This window comes from Hyphomonas beringensis, assembly GCF_000682755.1.
GTDB classification, from domain to species: domain Bacteria; phylum Pseudomonadota; class Alphaproteobacteria; order Caulobacterales; family Hyphomonadaceae; genus Hyphomonas; species Hyphomonas beringensis.
On the sequence record NZ_AWFF01000081.1, the window covers coordinates 1 to 1,546 of the forward strand.

The 1,546-nt window shown below is 50.9% G+C and carries 2 protein-coding genes and 1 pseudogene; all 3 read left to right on the forward strand.

What is annotated here, in order from left to right:
* Positions 1-539, forward strand: a 539-nt coding sequence (locus HY29_RS16155; RefSeq protein WP_241765243.1) for an IS6 family transposase, incomplete at its 5' end; no start/stop codon positions are given.
* 190 nt (positions 540-729) lie between these two features.
* A complete protein-coding gene (locus HY29_RS16160; RefSeq protein WP_034798884.1) occupies positions 730-1,188 on the forward strand; it encodes a hypothetical protein in 459 nt (152 codons plus the stop codon).
* A gap of 220 nt (positions 1,189-1,408) precedes the next feature.
* Positions 1,409-1,546, forward strand: a pseudogene (locus HY29_RS19985) (IS6 family transposase); the annotation flags it as partial.

The following is a 1,546-nucleotide window of genomic DNA, read 5'->3' on the forward strand; positions in this document are numbered from 1 at the left end:
ACTTCGCGCACAAGATCCGCAAACGCCGATCTGAACGCATGAGGCAATCGCCACAATGGCAGTGGCACCTAGATGAGGTGTTTGTAAAGATCCGCGGGCAGACACACTATTTGTGGCGCGCTGTCGATCATGAGGGCGAAGTCCTGGAGTCGTTCGTTACGAAAACGCGCGACAAGGCTTCCGCATTGAAATTCATCAGAAAAGCCATGAAACGGTATGGCAAACCTCAGGTCATCGTGACAGATAGGTGCCGCTCTTATCGCGCGGCCATGAAAGAGATTGGAAACGCCGGGCGTCAGGAGTGCGGCCGGCATCTCAACAATCGGGCTGAAAATTCACACCAACCGTTCCGCCGACGAGAGCTAGCCATGTCACGATTTCGGCGTATACGAAGTTTTCAGAAGTTAGCTTCGATCCATTCGTCTGTGTACAACCACTTCAATCAGTATACAACCACTTCAATCATCAAAGGAATATCGAGAGCATGGCCAGGTTCAAATCGTTACGCGACGCTGCTCTTCTCTAATGGCGCGAGTTGATCGCTGCCTGAGACCTGCTCGTCTGCGAAAAGCGGAGACTGGTTCGAATTTGTCTGACAGCACCTTTCGCTGCGTACAACAACGCTTCGGGACAGCGACGCAACCAAGACTATAGTGTCAATAACTCGGAGAGTTACAAGCACCGGCTCACTAATCCCTCGCAGGGAGACGACGAAAGTAAGATTTGAACATGATGACTAGTATCGAATTCTGGCGAACCGCATCTGCGGAAGACATCAGGGAGACTGCACCCACACCCAAAATCTCCTTTTTTCTCTTGCCCTATAGCGTCACTGAGATTGAGATTTTCATCGCGCTGAAGGCGTTTGTAGAATCGGGTCAGCACGACGCTCTGATAGTCTATTCAGGCATGACCGGCTTGGCACAATTCTCACCGGATTTGGCCGATCAGATGAATTGGTTTTTCGGAAACACAGATGGGCGAATCGTTATCGCAGCTACTGATTTCTCTAGGGGATTGTTTTGGGATGACAATGGAGAATTCTTGCTAGGATTTGGCAAGGATCAGTTTGTAAAAGACGCTCATCCCTTCCCAGCGTGGCTATCAAAGTCACGCTTCGTTAATGGAAGCATCGATGAGAGTAGAACTGGCTGGGCAGATGAGTTTTGGGAAAAGTTCTGCGGTTAAATGGAGATTGAGGATGGTGTTGGCGCTTAAGTAAGCTAAAGCGAACTTCGCCCGACGGGCGAACGCGCGGCTAGCGCCTTGTAATAAAGATATTTTTGTTGGCACCATTTTGGCGCCCCCGGCTGCAAACTGGTGCCAGGTTGGCCCCCTTTAGGCCCCCCTCAAAATGAGCGGTTCGGAATAGTCCTTGCAGGGGCACTGTCAAAGGAACCGGGCTTGAGGTGAGCATATCTGCCATGAAACGGTTCGTCACTGGGTGGACCGCTTTGGCACTTACTTTGCCCAAAAGATACGGAAGCGTCGTTCGGAAAGAATGAGACAATCGCTGCAATGGCAGTGGCACCTGGACGAAGTCTTT